This window comes from [Eubacterium] eligens ATCC 27750 (assembly GCF_000146185.1).
Classification (GTDB): Bacteria; Bacillota; Clostridia; order Lachnospirales; family Lachnospiraceae; genus Lachnospira; species Lachnospira eligens.
Genome location: NC_012778.1, coordinates 624010 through 642881 on the forward strand (window position 1 = coordinate 624010; position 18872 = coordinate 642881).

Annotated in this window: 20 protein-coding genes; 18 read left to right on the forward strand and 2 right to left on the reverse strand. The window is 37.2% G+C overall.

Annotated elements, in window-relative coordinates:
- The first annotated feature begins 23 nt into the window (after nt 1-23).
- From EUBELI_RS02960 to EUBELI_RS03010, 11 genes are all read left to right on the forward strand, one after another.
- The gene (locus tag EUBELI_RS02960) at nt 24-881 is read left to right on the forward strand and encodes a putative manganese transporter (RefSeq protein WP_012738864.1); all 858 of its coding nucleotides are present in this window, start codon (nt 24-26) and stop codon (nt 879-881) included.
- Between the two features lie 175 nt (nt 882-1056).
- Nucleotides 1057-1662 carry a DUF4867 family protein gene (locus tag EUBELI_RS02965; RefSeq protein WP_012738865.1) on the forward strand — a complete coding sequence of 202 codons (606 nt, stop codon included), beginning with the start codon at nt 1057-1059 and terminating at the stop codon, nt 1660-1662.
- 17 nt (nt 1663-1679) lie between these two features.
- A complete protein-coding gene (locus EUBELI_RS02970) occupies nt 1680-3164 on the forward strand; it encodes an L-fucose/L-arabinose isomerase family protein (RefSeq protein WP_012738866.1) in 1485 nt (494 codons plus the stop codon).
- A gap of 43 nt (nt 3165-3207) precedes the next feature.
- The gene (gene xylB / locus EUBELI_RS02975; RefSeq protein WP_012738867.1) at nt 3208-4686 is read left to right on the forward strand and encodes a xylulokinase; all 1479 of its coding nucleotides are present in this window, start codon (nt 3208-3210) and stop codon (nt 4684-4686) included.
- Between the two features lie 20 nt (nt 4687-4706).
- On the forward strand, nt 4707-5360 hold the full coding sequence (gene fsa, locus EUBELI_RS02980) for a fructose-6-phosphate aldolase (RefSeq protein ID WP_041687987.1): 654 nt from the start codon (nt 4707-4709) through the stop codon (nt 5358-5360).
- A 45-nt stretch (nt 5361-5405) separates the two neighbouring features.
- Nucleotides 5406-6542, forward strand: a complete 1137-nt coding sequence (locus EUBELI_RS02985) for an ROK family transcriptional regulator (RefSeq protein WP_012738869.1) — start codon at nt 5406-5408, stop codon at nt 6540-6542.
- 557 nt (nt 6543-7099) lie between these two features.
- Nucleotides 7100-7960 (forward strand): ABC transporter ATP-binding protein, encoded by an 861-nt coding sequence (locus tag EUBELI_RS02990; RefSeq protein ID WP_041687989.1) that lies wholly within the window; start codon nt 7100-7102, stop codon nt 7958-7960.
- A complete protein-coding gene (locus EUBELI_RS02995) occupies nt 7957-8610 on the forward strand; it encodes a hypothetical protein (protein ID WP_012738871.1) in 654 nt (217 codons plus the stop codon). The genes EUBELI_RS02990 and EUBELI_RS02995 overlap by 4 nt, the downstream gene beginning before the upstream one ends.
- Entirely contained in the window at nt 8607-8987 is a 381-nt protein-coding gene (locus EUBELI_RS03000) for a GntR family transcriptional regulator (protein ID WP_012738872.1), read from the forward strand. Before EUBELI_RS02995 ends, EUBELI_RS03000 begins: the two co-directional genes overlap by 4 nt.
- A gap of 2 nt (nt 8988-8989) precedes the next feature.
- A complete protein-coding gene (locus EUBELI_RS03005) occupies nt 8990-9649 on the forward strand; it encodes an ATP-binding cassette domain-containing protein (RefSeq protein ID WP_012738873.1) in 660 nt (219 codons plus the stop codon).
- 24 nt (nt 9650-9673) lie between these two features.
- A complete protein-coding gene (locus EUBELI_RS03010; RefSeq protein WP_012738874.1) occupies nt 9674-10174 on the forward strand; it encodes a hypothetical protein in 501 nt (166 codons plus the stop codon).
- Between the two features lie 203 nt (nt 10175-10377).
- Here the strand turns inward: EUBELI_RS03010 and EUBELI_RS03015 are convergent, their stop codons facing one another.
- Together EUBELI_RS03015 and EUBELI_RS03020 are read right to left on the reverse strand one after the other, a co-directional pair.
- The gene (locus tag EUBELI_RS03015; protein WP_012738875.1) at nt 10378-11358 is read right to left on the reverse strand and encodes a glycosyltransferase family 2 protein; all 981 of its coding nucleotides are present in this window, start codon (nt 11356-11358) and stop codon (nt 10378-10380) included.
- A 19-nt stretch (nt 11359-11377) separates the two neighbouring features.
- Nucleotides 11378-13099: a glycosyltransferase family protein gene (locus EUBELI_RS03020; RefSeq protein WP_012738876.1), complete on the reverse strand. Its 1722-nt coding sequence runs from the start codon at nt 13097-13099 to the stop codon at nt 11378-11380.
- A 130-nt stretch (nt 13100-13229) separates the two neighbouring features.
- Here EUBELI_RS03020 and EUBELI_RS03025 point away from each other — a divergent pair, with 130 nt between their 5' ends.
- The 7 genes from EUBELI_RS03025 (at nt 13230) to EUBELI_RS03055 (ending at nt 18780) form a co-directional block, all read left to right on the forward strand.
- On the forward strand, nt 13230-14417 hold the full coding sequence (locus EUBELI_RS03025; RefSeq protein WP_012738877.1) for a pyridoxal phosphate-dependent aminotransferase: 1188 nt from the start codon (nt 13230-13232) through the stop codon (nt 14415-14417).
- A gap of 27 nt (nt 14418-14444) precedes the next feature.
- Nucleotides 14445-15509, forward strand: coding sequence for a histidinol-phosphate transaminase (hisC, locus tag EUBELI_RS03030; RefSeq protein WP_041687991.1), 1065 nt, complete (start codon nt 14445-14447; stop codon nt 15507-15509).
- Between the two features lies 1 nt (nt 15510).
- Nucleotides 15511-16128, forward strand: a complete 618-nt coding sequence (locus tag EUBELI_RS03035) for an epoxyqueuosine reductase QueH (RefSeq protein ID WP_012738879.1) — start codon at nt 15511-15513, stop codon at nt 16126-16128.
- Between the two features lie 92 nt (nt 16129-16220).
- Entirely contained in the window at nt 16221-16994 is a 774-nt protein-coding gene (locus EUBELI_RS03040; protein WP_148231336.1) for a hypothetical protein, read from the forward strand.
- Between the two features lie 23 nt (nt 16995-17017).
- Entirely contained in the window at nt 17018-17698 is a 681-nt protein-coding gene (locus EUBELI_RS03045; protein ID WP_012738881.1) for a type IV toxin-antitoxin system AbiEi family antitoxin domain-containing protein, read from the forward strand.
- 34 nt (nt 17699-17732) lie between these two features.
- Nucleotides 17733-18269 (forward strand): phosphodiesterase, encoded by a 537-nt coding sequence (gene yfcE, locus EUBELI_RS03050; RefSeq protein WP_012738882.1) that lies wholly within the window; start codon nt 17733-17735, stop codon nt 18267-18269.
- Nucleotides 18270-18375: 106 nt separating this feature from the next.
- Nucleotides 18376-18780, forward strand: a complete 405-nt coding sequence (locus EUBELI_RS03055) for a hypothetical protein (RefSeq protein WP_022098040.1) — start codon at nt 18376-18378, stop codon at nt 18778-18780.
- The last annotated feature ends 92 nt before the right edge of the window (nt 18781-18872 follow it).

Sequence of the window (18872 nt, forward strand, 5' to 3'; positions counted from 1 at the left end):
TTAAGAAAGGACGATTGTATATCATGATGGATGTGGTATTTGATACTATCATTGATAGTGTTAAACTGTTGCCGTTTCTTTTTCTGACTTATCTTGCTATGGAGTATCTTGAACATAAGACAAGTGCCAGGACGAAGAAGTTTGTCAAGGATTCTGGCAAGGCAGGGCCTGTTATAGGAGCTTTACTTGGAGCTGTTCCACAGTGTGGTTTTTCTACAGCGGCATCTAACCTGTATGCAGGTAAAGTAATTACTATGGGAACGCTTATTGCCATCTTTATGTCTACTTCAGACGAGATGATACCAGTATTTTTATCAGAACAGGTAGATGTATTAGTGCTTGTCAAGCTTATACTCATTAAGGTTTTCATAGGTCTTATAATGGGTGTAGCAATTGATCTGATAGTGAGAAGAAGCAAGAAAAGTTATAATATGGTAGAAAAGATTGGGCATGTGTGTGATCATGACCACTGTGGTTGTGAGACAAGCATATTTAAGTCAGCGTTAAGACATACAATAACTATATTTGCATTTATTGTTGTTATATCTTTTGCACTTAATACTTTAATTCACTTTGTTGGTGAAGAGACTTTGGGGAATCTTATACTTAATAAGCCTGTTATTGGACCGTTGATAGCGGGAATTATAGGTCTTATTCCTAACTGTGCATCATCAGTAGTATTAACACAGCTTTATATTGAAGGTGTGCTTGGACTTGGCTCTCTTATGGCAGGACTGCTTGCAGGTTCAGGAGTAGGTATTCTTGTATTATTCAGAGAGAATGATGATATGAAGGATAATTTCAGGATTCTGGCGATTCTTTATGTGAGTGGTGTAGCATGGGGAATTATAATTGATGCATTATCAAAGATTATATTGTAAGATTGGTAATTTAACAGATTAATATTAATCTCCGGTTATTGGGAGTGTATCTTTCAGGATACATTTTCGATAATCGGAGATTTTTTTATTGAATTAGAAATAAAACAGTGATAGAATAACTTTTAGAAAGATACTTTATAAAAGTTTAACATGAGTTGAAAAAGGAGGTATTGTTTTGCAGAGTGTATTGGATGCTGGCTTTAAGAAATATGGCAGAGTTATTGCTGATATTGATACCAGTGAAATAGTGAAACTTATGGATTCGTATGATATGCCTGAAGATGTTGTATATGTTGCAGGCGATGAAAAACTTGAAAATACAAAGATTCATAAGATAATGGAAGAGAGCGTATATGGTGGAACTCCTGTACAGACAGGGTATTGTAATGGACATAACCAGAAACTTAATGCACTGGAATATCACAGAAGTTCAGAAGTTAATATTGCGGCAACAGATATGATTCTGCTGCTTGGCAGCAGAGAAGATGTGGAAGACGATTTTACATATGATACATCTAAGGTTGAAGGATTCTTTGTGCCTGAGGGAACAGCTATTGAGGTGTATGCAACAACTCTTCATTATGCACCATGCGGTGTGGACGGACAGGGTTTTAAGTGTGTAGTTGTACTTCCAAAGGGGACTAATCTTGATGTAGTTAATACTCATGCAACGGCAGAAGACAAGCTGCTTGCGGCATCTAATAAATGGCTGATAGCCCATGAAGATGCTCATATAGATGGAGCATTTAACGGCTTAAGGGGAGAGAATATAACAGTATAGGTTAAAGGAGATAAGTTATGAATAATACACCAGTTATGAAAATCGGTATTGTTGCAGTTTCAAGAGACTGCTTTCCAGAATCACTTTCAGTTACAAGAAGACAGAATCTTGTAAAGGCATATGAAGCAAAGTATGGCAAGGGGGATATCTATGAATGTCCGGTATGTATCGTTGAGAGTGAGATACATATGATGCAGGCACTTGAGGATATTAAGAATGCAGGATGTAATGCACTCTGTGTATATCTTGGTAATTTCGGACCTGAGATTGCTGAGACAATGCTTGCAAAAAATTTCAACGGACCTAAGATGTTCATTGCGGCAGCAGAGGAGACATCAGCTAATGGAGGTCTTGTTCAGGGACGAGGCGATGCTTATTGTGGAATGCTTAACGCAAGCTATAATCTTAAGCTTCGTGGAGTTAAAGCATATATTCCGGAGTATCCTGTTGGAACAGCAGAAGAATGTGCAGATATGATTCATGAATTCATACCTGTAGCAAAGGCGGTATACGCATTAAGCAATCTTAAGATTATCAGCTTTGGTCCAAGACCTAACAATTTCCTTGCATGTAATGCACCAATTGCAGGTCTATATAATCTTGGTGTTGAGATTGAGGAAAATTCAGAACTTGATTTATTCGAGAGCTTTAATAAGCATGCAGGAGATGAAAGAATTCCTGATGTTGTAAGGGATATGGAAAAAGAGCTTGGTACAGGAAATAAAAAGCCTGAAATCTTAAGCAGACTCGCACAGTATGAGCTTACATTAACTGACTGGGTTGAATCACATAAGGGCTCAAGAAAATATGTTGCAGTAGCAGGTAAATGCTGGCCGGCATTCCAGACACAGTTCGGATGTGTTCCTTGTTATGTCAACTCAAGACTTACTTCAAGAGGAATACCTGTATCATGTGAGGTTGATATATATGGTGCATTGAGTGAATTTATCGGAGAAGTTGTAAGTGACGATATTGTTACACTTCTTGATATTAATAATACAGTTCCAGCAGATATCTACAATGAGGATATCGCAGGCAGATATGCATATACACAGAAGGATACATTTATGGGATTCCATTGTGGCAACACTGCATCAAGCAAATTGTCATTCTGTGAGATGAGAAACCAGATGATTATGGCACGTTCACTTCCTGAAGAAGTTACTAATGGTACACTTGAAGGGGATATCGTTCCGGGAGATATCACATTTTTCAGACTCCAGAATTCATCAGATAACAAGCTTTCCGCTTACATAGCACAGGGTGAAGTTCTTCCGGTAAGAACACGTTCATTTGGTGCAATAGGTATATTTGCTATTCCAGAGATGGGAAGATTCTACAGACATGTGCTTATTGAAGGCAATTTTCCACATCATGGTGCAGTTGCATTCGGACATTTTGGAAAGACACTTTTTGATGTGTTTAAGTATATCGGCGTTGAGGATGTGTCATTCAATCAGCCTAAGGGCATGCTTTATAAGAGCGAGAATCCATTTGCATAAACAGGTGCGGTTATAGATATATGATTGCGGAAAGGAGTCTGGTATGAATTATATAGGAATTGATCTTGGAACTTCATCGGTTAAGCTTGTTCTTATGGACACAGCAGGACATATTATTGCAAATGTGTCTAAGAGTTATCCGATTGATTACCCTAAGGCCGGCTGGTCAGAGCAGAATCCTTATGACTGGTATGATGCATGTATGGAAGGCATGAAGGAGCTGCTTGACGGACAGGATGAATCAACAGTTAGCGGTATCAGCTTTGGTGGACAGATGCATGGACTTGTTATTCTTGATAAGAATGATGAGGTTATTAGACCGGCTATTTTATGGAATGACGGAAGAACAACGAAGCAGTGTGAGTACCTGAATGAAGTGATAGGCAGGGATAAGTTATCAGAATATACAGCAAATATTGCATTTGCAGGTTTCACAGCACCTAAGATATTGTGGGTGAAGGAGAATGAACCGGATAATTTTGCTAAGATAGACAAGATAATGCTTCCAAAGGATTATATTGCGTATCGTCTTACAGGTGTGCATTGTACAGATGTTTCAGATGCTTCGGGTATGCTGCTGTTTGATGTGAAGAACAGGCGTTGGTCGCGCCAGATGCTTGATATATGTGGCGTGACAGAGGCACAGATGCCACGCATCTTTGAAAGCAGTGAGTGTGTTGGTACGGTAAAGAAGGATATTGCAGATGAGCTTGGAATAGGAAGTGAAGTAATTGTTGCAGCCGGTGCAGGTGATAATGCAGCTGCTGCAGTAGGCACTGGTACTGTCGGTGACGGACATTGTAATGTTTCTTTGGGAACAAGCGGTACAATATTCATTTCAAGCAAGGAATTCGGAGTGGATTCCAATAATGCACTTCATTCTTTCGCACATGCGGATGGGAAATATCATCTTATGGGCTGTATATTAAGTGCAGCTTCAGCTAATGGATGGTGGATGGACAAGATACTCGGAACTAATGATTATGCAGGTGAACAGTCGCAGATAACAGATGATGACCTTGGCAATAATAATGTGTATTTCCTTCCATATCTGATGGGTGAGAGATCACCGCATAATGACGAATTTGCAAGAGGCACATTTACAGGAATGACAATGGATACTGAGCGTAAGGATATGACACAGGCAGTTCTGGAAGGCGTTGCATTTGCAATAAGGGACTGCTTCGAGGTTGCTAAGAGTCTTGGTATAAGAGTGGAGTCAACCCGTATGTGCGGTGGTGGCGCTAAGTCAGAACTGTGGTGTAAGATTATGGCTAATGTACTTGGAATTCCTGTGGAACTGTTAGAGTCAGAGGAAGGTCCTGCTATGGGTGCGGCAATGCTTGCCATGGTTGCAGCCGGGGAGTATAATTGCGTTGAAGATGCGTCTAATGCTCTCGTTAAAGTACGAAAGACAATAAGACCAGACGAGAAGATAATAGAAAGATACGAGGATAAGTACAATAAGTTCAGATGTATCTATCCTGCAATGAAGAACGTATTCAGAACAATTAATGAGTGATTAACAAGGAGAATTTTATTATGAAGTTTTTTATTGATACTGCAAATGTTGAGGATATCCGTAAGGCTAATGACATGGGAGTTATCTGTGGAGTAACCACTAATCCATCCCTTATCGCCAAAGAAGGAAGAGATTTCAAGGAAGTTATCAAGGAGATTACTTCAATTGTTGACGGACCTATAAGCGGCGAGGTTAAGGCTACTACTGAGGATGCAGAAGGAATGATCAAAGAGGGAAGAGAGATTGCAGCAATCCACCCTAACATGGTTGTTAAGATTCCTATGACAGTTGAAGGTCTTAAGGCTACTAAGGTGTTATCATCTGAGGGAATAAAGGTTAATGTTACATTAATATTCTCAGCTAATCAGGCGCTTTTAGCTGCAAGAGCAGGTGCAGCATATGTGTCCCCTTTCCTTGGAAGACTTGATGATATATCACAGCCGGGCATTAATCTTATTCAGGATATTGCAGATATATTTGCTAATTATGATCTTAAGACAGAGATTATCTGTGCAAGTGTAAGAAATCCAATACATATTACAGACTGCGCACTTGCAGGAGCTGATATTGCAACAGTACCATATAAGGTAATTGAGCAGATGGTTCATCATCCGCTTACAGATGCAGGAATTGAGAAGTTTAAGAAAGATTATATTGCTGTATTTGGCGAATAATGTGACTGACACACAAGTTAACTGGGATTAAGCGAGAGGTAATGGATGGATTCATCACAGAAACTAACAAACACGGATGTAAAAAAACTTAATAAAAACCGTATATTCAGACTGATATATAATTCGGATAAGATATCAAGACAGGAGATAGCAGACCAGTTAGGTCTGTCGCTGCCAACGGTCAATCAGAATCTTAAGATGCTCATGGAAGATGGACTTATAGAATATGTTGGCAATTTCACTTCAACGGGTGGAAGAAGGGCACAGGCAATTACTATTGATAATAATGCAAGAAAAGCTATCAGCGTGAATATCAAAGCTGACTATATTAATGTAGATGTAGTCGGACTTAAAGGCCAGATTATATACAGTATGGCTGTTAAAGCACATTTTAGCAAAAGCAGTGCATATATTGAGAAGCTTAAAGATGCGGTAAGACATGCAGTGGATTATGTTGGAGCAGATGCAGATGACATTCTGGGAGTTGGCATTACAGTTCCGGGAATACTTGATGATGAAAAGCAGATTCTTATCTCAGCACCACCATTAAAAGCTAAGAACTATGATTTTACAAAGCTTATATCAGCTATTGATTATCCGGTCGTAGTAATGAACGATGCGAGGGCAGAGGCATACGCAGACCACTGGTTTAATGGAAAGCCTGAAGATGAAAAAATATATATTATGCTTGGTGAAGGTGTCGGAGGTGCATATATTAACGCTTCCGCAATCAGAAATGGTGTTCATAACCGTGGCGGCGAATTCGGACATATGGTTATTCACCCTGAAGGAAAGCAGTGCCTGTGTGGTAAGAAGGGCTGTTTTGAAGCATATGTTTCAGAAAAGGTATTATCATCAGAGCTTGATATGACACTTGACAATTTCTTTGAACTGGCAGTGCAGGGAAATAAGAATAATTCCAATGTGTTAGATGAATATATGGACAATCTGGCTCTTGGAATTAATAACATATACACAATGATGGACTGTGATATTGTTCTTGGCGGAACAGTTGCACCATATCTTAAGCAATATGAGAATAGTATTAAAGAACGTCTTGTTAATGATTATTCCTTTGATACTGATGCGGATTATTTAAGAATATCAGATGGTGGTGGCAGAAAATCAGGGCTTGGTGCAGCATTAAGCTTTGTTGCCAGATTTATTGATGGTGTGGAATAAAGAAAGCTTATAAGATGGCGTGAAGTAGTGATTCTTGCTGCATGAGTGCTGAATGCTATGATGCGTCAGAGGGTTGCATAAGTCTGGAATGCCTCAGTGCTTACCTATAAAATGATGTAAAGTGTGTGATTTATAGGTGAATTACAAACTTGACTATTAAGATAGATATAAAATAATGATGAAAATACCTATAAGGAGTCTTTGAATTGACTTCTTATAGGTATTTTTTTGCTTTGAAGAAGAATTTTTGCTGAAATTGATAGAAAAACTCCTATAAATTAGTTTAAATAATGATTCTTATAGGTTCAGTCCATGAGAAAAAGGTATTTACGGGCTGAAAAAGCGTGAATTATATGAAAAGTTACCTATAAATCAACAGGTATGAAGATTCTTATAGGACGGAAGCGGAAATAAACACATAAATATAAATAAAGCAAGAACTGCTTGACAAATGTGTGCATGTACTGTATATATGTATATATACAGTGTATGTACAAAAATAGTATATCAGGTGTATAGCTGTTATGTGTAAGACTGTGTTTTGGGGAGGCAGAAGAATGATTTCTTTGAGTGGAGTTAATAAGAGATTAGGAAGTTTCAGACTGAAGGACATCTCAATAGAGATTCCTGATGGATACATATGTGCACTTGTGGGGCAGAATGCGTCAGGAAAGACTACTCTTATTAAGATGATACTGGGGCTTTGCAGACCGGACGATGGAACGGTTGTAATTGATGGATTGAATTATCAGGAAGCGGAAAGCGAGAAGAGAATCCGTGATATTACAGGAATAGTACCAGTCAATGAACTTATGAATTCAGAACTTTCACTTTTAGAGAATGGAAGATGTTATGGCAGGTTTTACAGCAGATATGACGAAAGCATCTACATGGAGTATCTTGAACGGTTTGGACTTGATAGAAAGATAAAGTTTGGAAAATTATCGAAGGGACAGAAGATAAAGGCACAGTTTGCATTTGCATTATCAACAGACCCAAAGTATCTGATACTTGATGAACCGACAGCTAATTTTGATCCTGATTTTAAACAGGATTTCCTGAATGTGATTATGCAGTTTATGGAAAGCGGTAAGAAAAGTGTGATTATTGCATCACATATACTGGATGAATTAGACAGGATTGCAGATTATCTTATATATCTTGATAAGGGAGAACTTGTATATTCAGGAGATATAGAAAGCTTCAGGGATAAGTACAGGATAATATCAGGAGAAAGCTATAAAGTGAAACTTCTTAAGCAGGAAGACATCATACATGTAGAGGACAGGAAATACGGAACTAAAGCACTTGTAGTCAATCATGGATATTCAAAGTATGATGGTGCACTTACGGTAACAGTTCCGACACTGGAAGAATTCATGTATCATTACAGTAAAAGAGGTGAAAGTGTAATATGAAATACTTAATGAGGGATTATATATATGGATGGCATTGGGAGAATTTCAAGGCATCATATGAACACGGAAATTCAGCAATATTTAATTTTTTAGCGGTACAGCTTATATTTGTGGCACAGATTATTAAAACAGCCGGATGGGCTCAATTAGTAATTGCTTCAGGGTATTTTATATCTCTTGCTATCTGCTGTCTTTCAATATTCACACACCCTGCCGAATTAAGAACAATGTATTATGTATGCCCGCTTACAACCAATGAGCGTGAAAAGCTGGTGAGAAACTCTTATATTTTCAGAGTGGCAGTACACATGCTGATACTGACGATTGGCAATATATTTATGATGATGGCAGTAAGATTCAGTGCGTCTGTATTTATATATATTACTATAAATGCATTTATAATCAGCACGCTGCTTCCATATGGCAAAAAAGATGGATTGTTATCATATGTTATGGTACTTATAATTATATGTACAATTACTGACTGCTGGCAGTTTGATATATTAATGAGTTCATTTACGCCGATTATTGAAGAACGTTTTTTATATTCAATAATGGTGCTTATAGAGTTTCCAGTATGCATAGGTTATGCAAGGCAGGTAAAAAGAAAGCTTAAGTCAGCGGCAGTTTATGAAGAGGTGGTTTTATGAGCATTAATATAAATATCCTGCCACAGGGAACGCTTGCAATATACGAGCAGATAATAATGCAGCTTAAGAATGCGATAGTAACTGGGGAACTGAAATCCGGCGAGGCACTTCCTTCAATAAGGGCGTTGGCAGCAGACCTGCAGGTAAGTGTGATAACAACCAAGAGGGCTTATGAAGAACTTGAAAAAGAAGGGCTTATCCGCTCAGTTGCTGGAAAAGGATTTTATGTGTGTGAATACAACACAGATTATCTGAAAGAAAAGCAGCTTATGATGATAGAAAAGAGAACTCAGGAAATCATATATGAAGCAAAAAATGCAGGGCTTTCCTGTGATGATTTAGTGGATATGATTCGCACTTTGTATGAGGAGAAATAGAAATGGAGAATATTGCACTGACATTAGAAAATGTTACAGGAAAAGGACTTGGATTTAAATTAAAAGACATAAGTGCGAAATTTGAGAATGGATACATATATGCAATTACAGGTAAGAATGGTGCCGGCAAAACTACATTGTTTAATTACATTTTAGCACAGAGAAAACAGTACACAGGAAGCATAAAGATGTCTGGCTATGAGCTTGAAAGGAATCATTCAAAAGCAATGGAAATCATTGGCTTTGTGTCAGAGGATAATGTATTCTTCGAGAACCGTACCGGAAAGCAGAATGCTGATATACTGGGACTTGTGTATGATGATTTTGATGTGGAACTGTTTAATGAATGTATGAAAAAGATGAATGTCAGCACTGCAACGACATTGTGGCGTATGTCAAGAGGTGAGCGTATGAAGTTCCAGCTTGCGTTTGCAATAGCACATCACAGCAGGCTGTATCTTCTTGATGAAGCAACAGCAGGCATGGATGCAGTGTTTAAGATAGAATTATTTGACATGTTAAGAGAACTTATAGCACAGGAATGCTGTGTGATTATGACAACACATGACATGACAGAGATTATGAAGAATACGGATTATGTGGCAGTTATGGAGGGCGGCAGACTGGGAGAGTTCAGCGAAAGTATTGAATGCACAGTGTGAGAACAGCGCAGGAAAGAGGAGAAAATGACTATCAAAACAGATATCAAACAGCAGAAAAAATTAGAAAAGTTCTTTAAAGAAGAAAATACATGGTTTCCGGATAATGTAGGAGAGAAGTTTCTGGCCATATTTTTCTTCATAATATCAGGAATATTAGCATGTGCACCTAATAAAATGATAGATTTCAGTGATTTGAACAATGACATGAAGGTTGTTCTGATTGGGTACATGTTTTACCTTCTTGGCGTGACATATATGGTCATGAAATACAAATCTTATCAGGAAGCATACAGCACTAACAGAAAAAGAATAACAACAAGAGAACTGCTGAAAAACATGCCGATAGACAGGATGCAGCTATGGATATTCATAACAAAAAAGAAAATAAAACCATGTGCAGTAATGACTGCGATAATAATAGCCATAAGAATAATAATAACATTGGCAGCCTATAGAAACATTTATCTATCAGACATACTGATGGTGCTGGTATTTAATCTGATTGTACCCGTCCTGATAGCGTAGTGGCTATGTCCTATAAGAAATATGTTATATACTCACTTATAGGTAGTTACATAATTAATTCACGTTTATTTTAATAGACGAACCTATAATCTGCCTATAAGAAACACATATATGAATGTTTTATGGGAAATAAGTCTATGGTATCACTCATCAGGCATGTATAATGAATCTACATCAGTCTTGGATTATATGCCGCGTTTTTATTACTGATTTTTATCTTCATTGCACTCATAAGTCCTCTCACTGATAATAAACCTAGGTCTATTCTTGACCTCTATATATATCTTCCCGATGTATTCCCCGATAACCCCGAGGCACATAAGTTGTATTCCGCCCATGAAGCATACGATACATACTGTACTTGCCCAGCCGGTTACTGTGTTGCCGAGCAGGTTGTCAACGACAGCCCATATAACACCGATAAAGCTGATGATTGAAACTATAATACCAAGTGACATAACAAGACGGAGTGGTTTTACACTAAGGCTTGTTATGCCGTTTAATGCAAGGTTAAGCATTTTGCTGAAAGGGTAGTGTGACTTTCCGGCAAGTCGTTCGCTTCTTGAATAATATACGCTTGTACTCTTAAAACCGACAAGCGGGATAAGACCACGAAGGTACAGATTAGTTTCTTTGAATTGTGCCAGTTCATTAATCACACGCTTTGATAAAAGCCTGTAATCGGCATGGTTATATACAGTTTCTGCGCCAAGCTTTGCCATGATTTTATAGAAGCCTTTGGCTGTGTTTCTTTTAAAAAATGTATCTGTTGAACGGTCATTTCTTACACCATAGACGATATCACAGCCATCGTGGTAAGCGTCAACCATATCTTCCATTGCATGAATATCATCCTGTCCGTCGCAATCTATAGATATAGTAATATCAGCATACTGGGAAGCCTCCATAAGACCGGCAAGCACACTGCTCTGGTGTCCGCGGTTACGACTCTGGCTTATTCCTATGAAATGTTCATCTTTCTTTGATAAATCCGTAATTATATCCCATGTACTGTCAGAACTTCCATCATTGACAAACATTATCCTGCTGCCAGAACTGATTTTGCCGGCTTTGATAAGATGGTTAAGTTCATCAAGAAACATGCCTGAGGTAACAGGCAGAACCTGTTCTTCGTTGTAGCATGGAATTACAATATATAAACAATTTTTTTTATTTTCACTCATATAACCCCCAGATGTATAATCAGTTATCAGTTTCAGTTATTTCACCAGATTCAACTTTTATAGTATAATCCTTATATTCTTTATAACTTTTATTGTCATGGTTAATTATTATAAAGTGGTTAAATATGATTGTGACTAATATAAGGACTATTAAGCCAGCTGCACAATGATATATGTTTTTCTTTGAAAAATCTATAAAGACTTTCGCCATATAGAAAAATCCAATAATGCTCAAAGGAAGCAGCAATACAAAATAAGGAAGTGTGTACTGGCATTTTCCTTCCCAGAATATATGGAATATGAAACCACCTATAAATGTCAGTGGAAGTACGGTTGAAACTGGAGCTGAATTAAAGAAGAGAGCATAAACAGCATATAGCATACTTCCAAATAAAATTATACTTTGCAGTATATTAAGATAATTCATAAAAGGTATGCCACCTTTTAATGATAAAATATCTGTAATAAAACCACTTTGCGTGATACTGCTGTTTCTGACATTAGTTATCCAGAAACACTGAAAACCAGGGTTATTCCACTGGGATGCAATCTTCTTTGAAAGGAAAGATGTAAATGCATTAGGATCGCTTTTATAGTTGTTTATGTAACCTTTAATATCTGCTTTGGCTGCCTGGGCTTCCTTTTTTGAATCATAATCATTTCTTTCATAAAGAGATGCAATTCTGGAATTATACCATCCGTCGGCATATACAGTTGCGGTTGTCGAGTGGAGTCCCATATCTATCCATGTCCATGATGAAGCTCCATTATCCAGATTATATCCAGATATTTTCTCTATGATTAATTTAGGAAAAACTGCCTGTATGGCAAATCCTGCAGCTATGGCACATGTAACAAGAATAATCTGTATGTTCTTATGTCTTAATGTTTCGGCAATTGTATATAAAATAAGAGCAATCATAAATATAAGATAATTACTTTTAACCATGACGCTCATCATCATAGCAGCTCCAGTGACCGCAATATATGAGATATGTATGGAATTGTCTGTATTGGATGCGCCAACAAAAAGCATTGTATATTTAAATGCCATGACAGCAAAAAATAAGCCGGCTATATTGCCGTATATAAATACGCTGTAAAGTGTCCATGGGAAAAACAGTATACCAAGGACAAGGAATAAGACAGATGCAAGTCGTGGCAATTTCCATATTGAGAATAAATCTGCCAGCATTTTGTAAGTGAATACTATCATTATGACATTTAAAAGCTGCCAGAATATGTAGTTATAGTCACCAACAACGAAACCAATAATGTATTCAATGAATAAAAGCCCAATCTGGTTAGTGTATTTGGCTATATATCCATCACGCATAAACATTGTATAGTCATGGCTTCTAAGGCCAGCAGCGGCATCAAGCACATAATACTGGTCAGCACCCGCATGCGACTGTGTAAGAATAACCCAGACTGCCCCTGTGATTCCAATGATTATCAGACAAATGTTACGCACCTTTCTGAAGGCTTTATCGTTATCAGTCAGGTATCTGTTAAGAATGATAAATAATTTTTTCTTTACGAGAATATAGGTAAGGACTGCAATACAGGCAAGTACTATAAGGTGAACCCACACATAATCTCCTGTGTAATATGTATATTCACTTGCATCAGTAGTCATTTTACTGGTGCTGAAAATGCTAAGCAGAAACAGCCATATGTTTATAACGAGAAACAATCCTAAAACAGTATATCTGTATATTGAATAAAGAACTTTAGACATGATATTCATCCCCCAGATTATAAATTTGAAACTATTATAAATAATAGCATATGATTGAATGTATTGAAAGTTGTAAAATCAAATGATTTTGATTATAATGTAGTCATATTTTTTTTGGAGGATATAAACAATGATAGCTGATTCAATGGTTTCTTTAGTAAAAAACAGTTCGGTAATCCGTGCAATGTTCGAGGAAGGCAACAGACTTGCCAAGTTATACGGAGCAGAGAATGTGTATGATTTCTCACTTGGTAATCCGAATGTTCCAGCACCTGCAGAGGTTAATGAAGCGGTTAAGGATATAGTAGATAATGAAGAATCAACATTTATACATGGCTATATGAGTAATGCAGGATATGAGGATGTGAGACAGACTATAGCTGAGTCACTTAATAGAAGATTCGGAACACATTTTAACCATACTAATATTGTAATGACTGTTGGAGCAGCAGGCGGGCTTAATACAATATTCAAGACATTACTTAATCCGGGCGAAGAGGTTATGACATTTGCGCCATTCTTTGGTGAATACAGGAATTATGTAAGCAATTTTGGCGGAAAATTAGTGGTTGTTTCACCTAATACTGTGGATTTCCAGCCTAAGCTTGACGAGTTTGAAGCAAAGATAACACCTAAGACAAGAGCTGTTATCGTTAATAATCCTAATAACCCGACAGGTGTTGTATATTCAGAGGATACTATAAAGAAGATGGCTGCTATTATGGATAAGAAGCAGAAGGAGTACGGAACAGAGATTTACTTAATAGCAGATGAACCATACAGAGAGTTAGCTTATGACGGTGTTGATGTTCCATATCTTACTAAATATTACGACAATACTATTGTTGGTTATTCATACAGTAAGTCGCTTTCACTTCCAGGTGAGCGAATCGGATATCTTGTTATTCCTGATGAGGTTACAGATTCAGAAGATGTTAAGTCAGCAGCTTCTGTAGCTACAAGAATTTTAGGATTCGTTAATGCGCCTTCACTTATGCAGAGAGTTGTTGCAAAATGTGTTGATGCACAGGTTAATCTTGAGGCATATGACAAGAACAGAAAGGCAATATACGAAGGACTCACAAAGTTAGGCTTTGAGTGTGTAAAGCCAGAGGGTGCTTTCTATCTTTTCGTAAAGTCACCTGTTGAAGATGAAACTGTTTTCTGTGAGGCAGCCAAGAAACACAATATCCTTATGGTTCCTGCGTCATCATTTGGATGCCCTGGATATGTTAGAATTGCATACTGTGTATCTTACGATACAATTGTTAATTCATTACCACATTTTGCAGAAGTTGCTAAAGAGATGGGATTATAATTATTCGTGAAAGAAGAGGACTTATATATGAAGACATGGGAGAAGAATATCAGAAGAGTTGAGCCATATGTGCCGGGAGAGCAGCCTAAGGTTAAAGATGTTGTAAAGCTTAATACCAACGAGAATCCATATCCTCCAACACCTAAGGTGCATGAGGCAGCAGAGAGAATGAATATCAGTGATTTAAGACTTTATCCGGATCCTGAGGTTACAGACCTTGTACATGCAATTGCAGCTTATTATGGAATGAATGATAATCAGGTATTCGTAGGAGTTGGTTCTGATGATGTATTGTCGATGTGTTTCCTGACATTCTTTAATTCAGACAAGCCAATACTGTTTCCTAATATCTCATATTCTTTCTACAGTGTATGGGCTGACCTTTACAGAATTCCATATGAGAAGCAGCCGCTTGATAAGGATTTTAATATAATTCCAGAAGATTATTACAAGGAGAATGGCGGAGTGGTATTCCCTAACCCTAATGCTCCTACAGCACTTTATATGGAACTTGATAAGGTTGAAGATATTATAAAACATAATCAGGATGTAGTTGTTATTGTTGATGAGGCTTATATTGATTTTGGCGGAAAGTCAGCAATGGAGCTTGTCAATAAGTATGAAAATGTGTTGGTTGTACAGACATTTTCTAAATCACGTGCAATGGCTGGTATGAGAATAGGTTACTGTTTCGGTAATCCTGAGCTTATAAAGGCTCTTAATGATGTCAAATTCTCATTCAATTCGTACACAATGAACAGAACTTCAATAAGCTATGGCATTGAGTCTGTCAATGATAAGGAATACTTTGAAGAGTGCGTGGGTAAGATAGTTAAGACCAGAGAGAATGCTAAGGAAAGACTTTCACAGTTAGGCTTCTCATTCCCTGACTCTAAGGCTAACTTTATATTTGCAACACACAAGAGTGTTTCGGCTAAGGAAATATTTGAAAAACTTAAAGAAAAGAACATATTTGTCAGATATTTTAACCAGCCACTTATTGATAATTACTTAAGAATTTCAATAGGAACTGATGAGCAGATGGAAAAGCTTTACGCTGCGTTAGAAGAGATAACAGGACAGGTTAAGTAATATGGGAATACCTTTTGAACAGAGAAATTTTCAGAAAGAGCTTGATAAGAAGATAGCGGGCTTCCAGAAGGACGGAATTGTACCGACTCTGCTTCTTCACAGCTGCTGTGCACCGTGTAGCAGCCATTGCATAGAGTATCTTTCTGATTATTTCCATATAACTGTATTCTACTATAATCCGAATATATCTGTTGAGGAAGAGTACAGAAAAAGAGTTGAAGAACAGAAGAGATTCATCAGTGAATTTCCGGCAAAGTATAAGGTTTCCTTCATAGAAGGCGATTATGATACTAAAGAATTCTATGACATAGCTAAAGGATATGAACAGTGCAGGGAAGGTGGGGAAAGGTGCTTCCGCTGTTATGAGCTGAGACTGCGAAAGACCTGTAAGACTGCAAAGGCTGGTGGATTTGATTATTTTACGACAACGCTTACAATAAGTCCTCTAAAGAACAGCGTCAAGCTTAATGAAATAGGTTTAAAGCTTTCAGAGGAATATGATATGCCATATCTTTTATCTGATTTTAAGAAAAAAGAGGGATATAAGCGTTCTATAGAACTTTCGCATGAGTATAATCTATACAGACAGAATTATTGTGGATGTGTGTATTCGCGTTGATTTTTTGAGGTGTAATATGGTATACTGAAGCCAGATTTTGTGGGGAGAGAGCAGATAGTATATTAATGTGTGAACAAGGAGGATTTAATACTATGGCAAAGAAACATGGATTGGCTAAGGTTGTTTTAGGAGTAGGTGCTGCTGCTGTAGCAGGCAAGGTTGCTTTTGATAAGTTCAAGCAGACTAAGGAAAGATTCGCTAAAGAAGAGAATGATAGTTTTGATGATGAAATCCGTAAGTATAATGCTATCGGAGAGAAGAAGGTTATAGAAGTTGAAGACGAGGTATTTGCTGGCTGCGAGCTTAAAGCAGTGGCCTCTAAGACAGTACTTGACCTCGGTCTTGCAGTGTTTGAGAAGGATGTATATATTAATTTCTCAAGTAATGCAAGTTCAGTAACTATCATTCTTCCAGAAGGTGTCAATGCAACATGTGATATTTCAAGAAAGATAGCTGGTGTTAAGAACCTTGTTGATAATGTTGACGAAGAAGGAATCCACACAGTATATATTATTGGTAAGGCTGTATGCAGTAATGTAGAAGTAATTCCTGTTAATTTCTATGTCGATGAAGAAGATGAGGAAGATTCTGATTTTGTTGAAGAAGATGACTGCCTTGCATCAGATGATGATTTTGATGATGATGTTATATTTGATGAGAAAGACGGAGATGTTGAGGTTGAAGTCAAGGTAATTAATGGAAAAGTATCTGATAATGAGCAGAAAAAACCAGAAGCATCTGAAACAAATACAGATAAGGAAGAAGCAGAAGAAACTGAAAAGGAAGAAGCAGAAGAAACTGAAAAGGAAGAAGCTGCTGCTGATGATACAGAAGAAACAGAGACAATTGATATTGAAGAAGTATAACAGCTTCATTTGTGCTAAAGATTATGAAGAACAGAGATAAGATATTAGATTACTTTGATAATGTGGCAGATGGCACAATTGTGTCGGCTAATGACATGTATGAGCATGGATTTGGGCGGATGAATCAGGAAGCATTCTTCCGGGCAGTCGAAAGGCTCTCTGACGCGGGTGAGATAATCCGTGTTGGAAGAGGTATGTATATTAAGAAATCAGACGCGCAGGGAGATATTACAGAGCTTTTACTGAATTATTTCTTTGGAGAGGATAATTCAAGCGGAATGTTTACCGGAATACACCTGTATAACAAATATTCGCTTACGAATGTCAAGTCTGATAATATAAGCCTGTATTCTAACGTGTGTAAGCAGTCTGTATGTCATATTGGTAATATAGAGGTGAAAAGACCTGCAGTAGAACTTGATTTTAATAATACAAGAATTATTGAGGCAATGGAGATATTCCAGAATTACTTTGAAATTCCTGAACTTGATAAAACTAAATTTGCAAGATATGCAAAGCAGTTTGCAAGGGGTTATGATGATGAGGCTGCGGTAACAGTACTGCGAAGTATGAAGTATAAGAAAAGATCAATTGCTTTTATGAAGAAGATACTTGATACATACAAGGTTCCTAATACTTTATCTCAGTTTTTAAGTAATGCTTCACATTATAAAGTACCAACATTTAATAAGCTTGCAAGATAGTTAAGAATTGGTTTATCTAAGGAAAGGACAGAATATGAAGAAGATAATGATTGCATCAGATATACACGGTTCTGCATATTATTGCAGAAAGCTGCTTGAAAGATATGAAGCAGAGAAGCCAGACAGACTCGTTCTTTTAGGAGATATTCTCTATCACGGACCAAGAAATGACCTGCCTAAGGAATACGCACCTAAGGAAGTTATTGCAATGCTTAATCCTTTACGCAATGAGATTATATGCGTAAGAGGTAATTGTGATACAGAGGTTGACCAGATGGTGCTTGACTTTAATGTACTTGCAGAGCAGGCATATCTTAATTTCAATGACAGATCAATCGTTCTTGCACATGGACACAAGCTTGATGAGAAGAATATACCTGCATTAAAGGAAGGCGATATTCTACTTTGCGGACATACACATGTACCTAAGTGTGAGAAGAGAGATAATTACATATACATGAATCCTGGTTCAGTTTCAATTCCTAAAGAAAACTCAGAACACAGTTATATGATACTGGAGGATAAGTTCTACTGGAAGAACCTCGATGGGGAAGAGTACATGGAATATTAATATATCATATTTATTTTATACATTTTTAATTGCTTTTATTGGGTTGTGTGTTACCATATGTATGTTGATGTGAATTACTTCAATATATAGAAAGGGAATGTTTTTTATGAACCGATTTAAGCAGAGTTTTTCAAGATTTATGTATGGAAGATATGGCATGGACCAGCTTTCGAGATGTTTATCATATGTAGTTCTTGTTTTGATTATACTTACTTTCTTCTTAAGAAGTAATGTTATATATACAGTAGCACTTCTTGGTATTGTGTACATATATTTCAGAATGTTTTCAAGAAATATATCAAGAAGAAGTGCTGAAAACCAGAAGTACATGAAGATTCATTATAAATTCATGAGTAAGTTTAACAAGGTAAGAGCAAGAATTAAGGACAGCAAGACACATAGAATTTTCAAGTGTCCAAGCTGTGGGCAGAAGATAAGAGTTCCTAAGGGAAAGGGCAGAATTAGTATTAAGTGTCCTAAGTGTCGTATAGAATTTATCAAGAAAACATGATATTGAATTAATTAACGGCTGGTGCGTATGCATCAGCTGTTTTCATGTTATTGCAGTTGTCAGCATAGATATTATGTGAGCTTAACTGGAGA

Coding starts and splice junctions, on each gene's coding strand:
- EUBELI_RS02960 (WP_012738864.1), top strand. CDS start 24: ATGATGGATGTGGTATTTGATACTATCATTGATAGTGTTAAACTGTTG.
- EUBELI_RS02970 (WP_012738866.1), top strand. CDS start 1,680: ATGAATAATACACCAGTTATGAAAATCGGTATTGTTGCAGTTTCAAGA.
- xylB (WP_012738867.1), top strand. CDS start 3,208: ATGAATTATATAGGAATTGATCTTGGAACTTCATCGGTTAAGCTTGTT.
- fsa (WP_041687987.1), top strand. CDS start 4,707: ATGAAGTTTTTTATTGATACTGCAAATGTTGAGGATATCCGTAAGGCT.
- EUBELI_RS02985 (WP_012738869.1), top strand. CDS start 5,406: ATGGATTCATCACAGAAACTAACAAACACGGATGTAAAAAAACTTAAT.
- EUBELI_RS02990 (WP_041687989.1), top strand. CDS start 7,100: ATGATTTCTTTGAGTGGAGTTAATAAGAGATTAGGAAGTTTCAGACTG.
- EUBELI_RS02995 (WP_012738871.1), top strand. CDS start 7,957: ATGAAATACTTAATGAGGGATTATATATATGGATGGCATTGGGAGAAT.
- EUBELI_RS03000 (WP_012738872.1), top strand. CDS start 8,607: ATGAGCATTAATATAAATATCCTGCCACAGGGAACGCTTGCAATATAC.
- EUBELI_RS03005 (WP_012738873.1), top strand. CDS start 8,990: ATGGAGAATATTGCACTGACATTAGAAAATGTTACAGGAAAAGGACTT.
- EUBELI_RS03010 (WP_012738874.1), top strand. CDS start 9,674: ATGACTATCAAAACAGATATCAAACAGCAGAAAAAATTAGAAAAGTTC.
- EUBELI_RS03015 (WP_012738875.1), bottom strand. CDS start 11,358: ATGAGTGAAAATAAAAAAAATTGTTTATATATTGTAATTCCATGCTAC.
- EUBELI_RS03020 (WP_012738876.1), bottom strand. CDS start 13,099: ATGTCTAAAGTTCTTTATTCAATATACAGATATACTGTTTTAGGATTG.
- EUBELI_RS03025 (WP_012738877.1), top strand. CDS start 13,230: ATGATAGCTGATTCAATGGTTTCTTTAGTAAAAAACAGTTCGGTAATC.
- hisC (WP_041687991.1), top strand. CDS start 14,445: ATGAAGACATGGGAGAAGAATATCAGAAGAGTTGAGCCATATGTGCCG.
- EUBELI_RS03035 (WP_012738879.1), top strand. CDS start 15,511: ATGGGAATACCTTTTGAACAGAGAAATTTTCAGAAAGAGCTTGATAAG.
- EUBELI_RS03040 (WP_148231336.1), top strand. CDS start 16,221: ATGGCAAAGAAACATGGATTGGCTAAGGTTGTTTTAGGAGTAGGTGCT.
- EUBELI_RS03045 (WP_012738881.1), top strand. CDS start 17,018: ATGAAGAACAGAGATAAGATATTAGATTACTTTGATAATGTGGCAGAT.
- yfcE (WP_012738882.1), top strand. CDS start 17,733: ATGAAGAAGATAATGATTGCATCAGATATACACGGTTCTGCATATTAT.
- EUBELI_RS03055 (WP_022098040.1), top strand. CDS start 18,376: ATGAACCGATTTAAGCAGAGTTTTTCAAGATTTATGTATGGAAGATAT.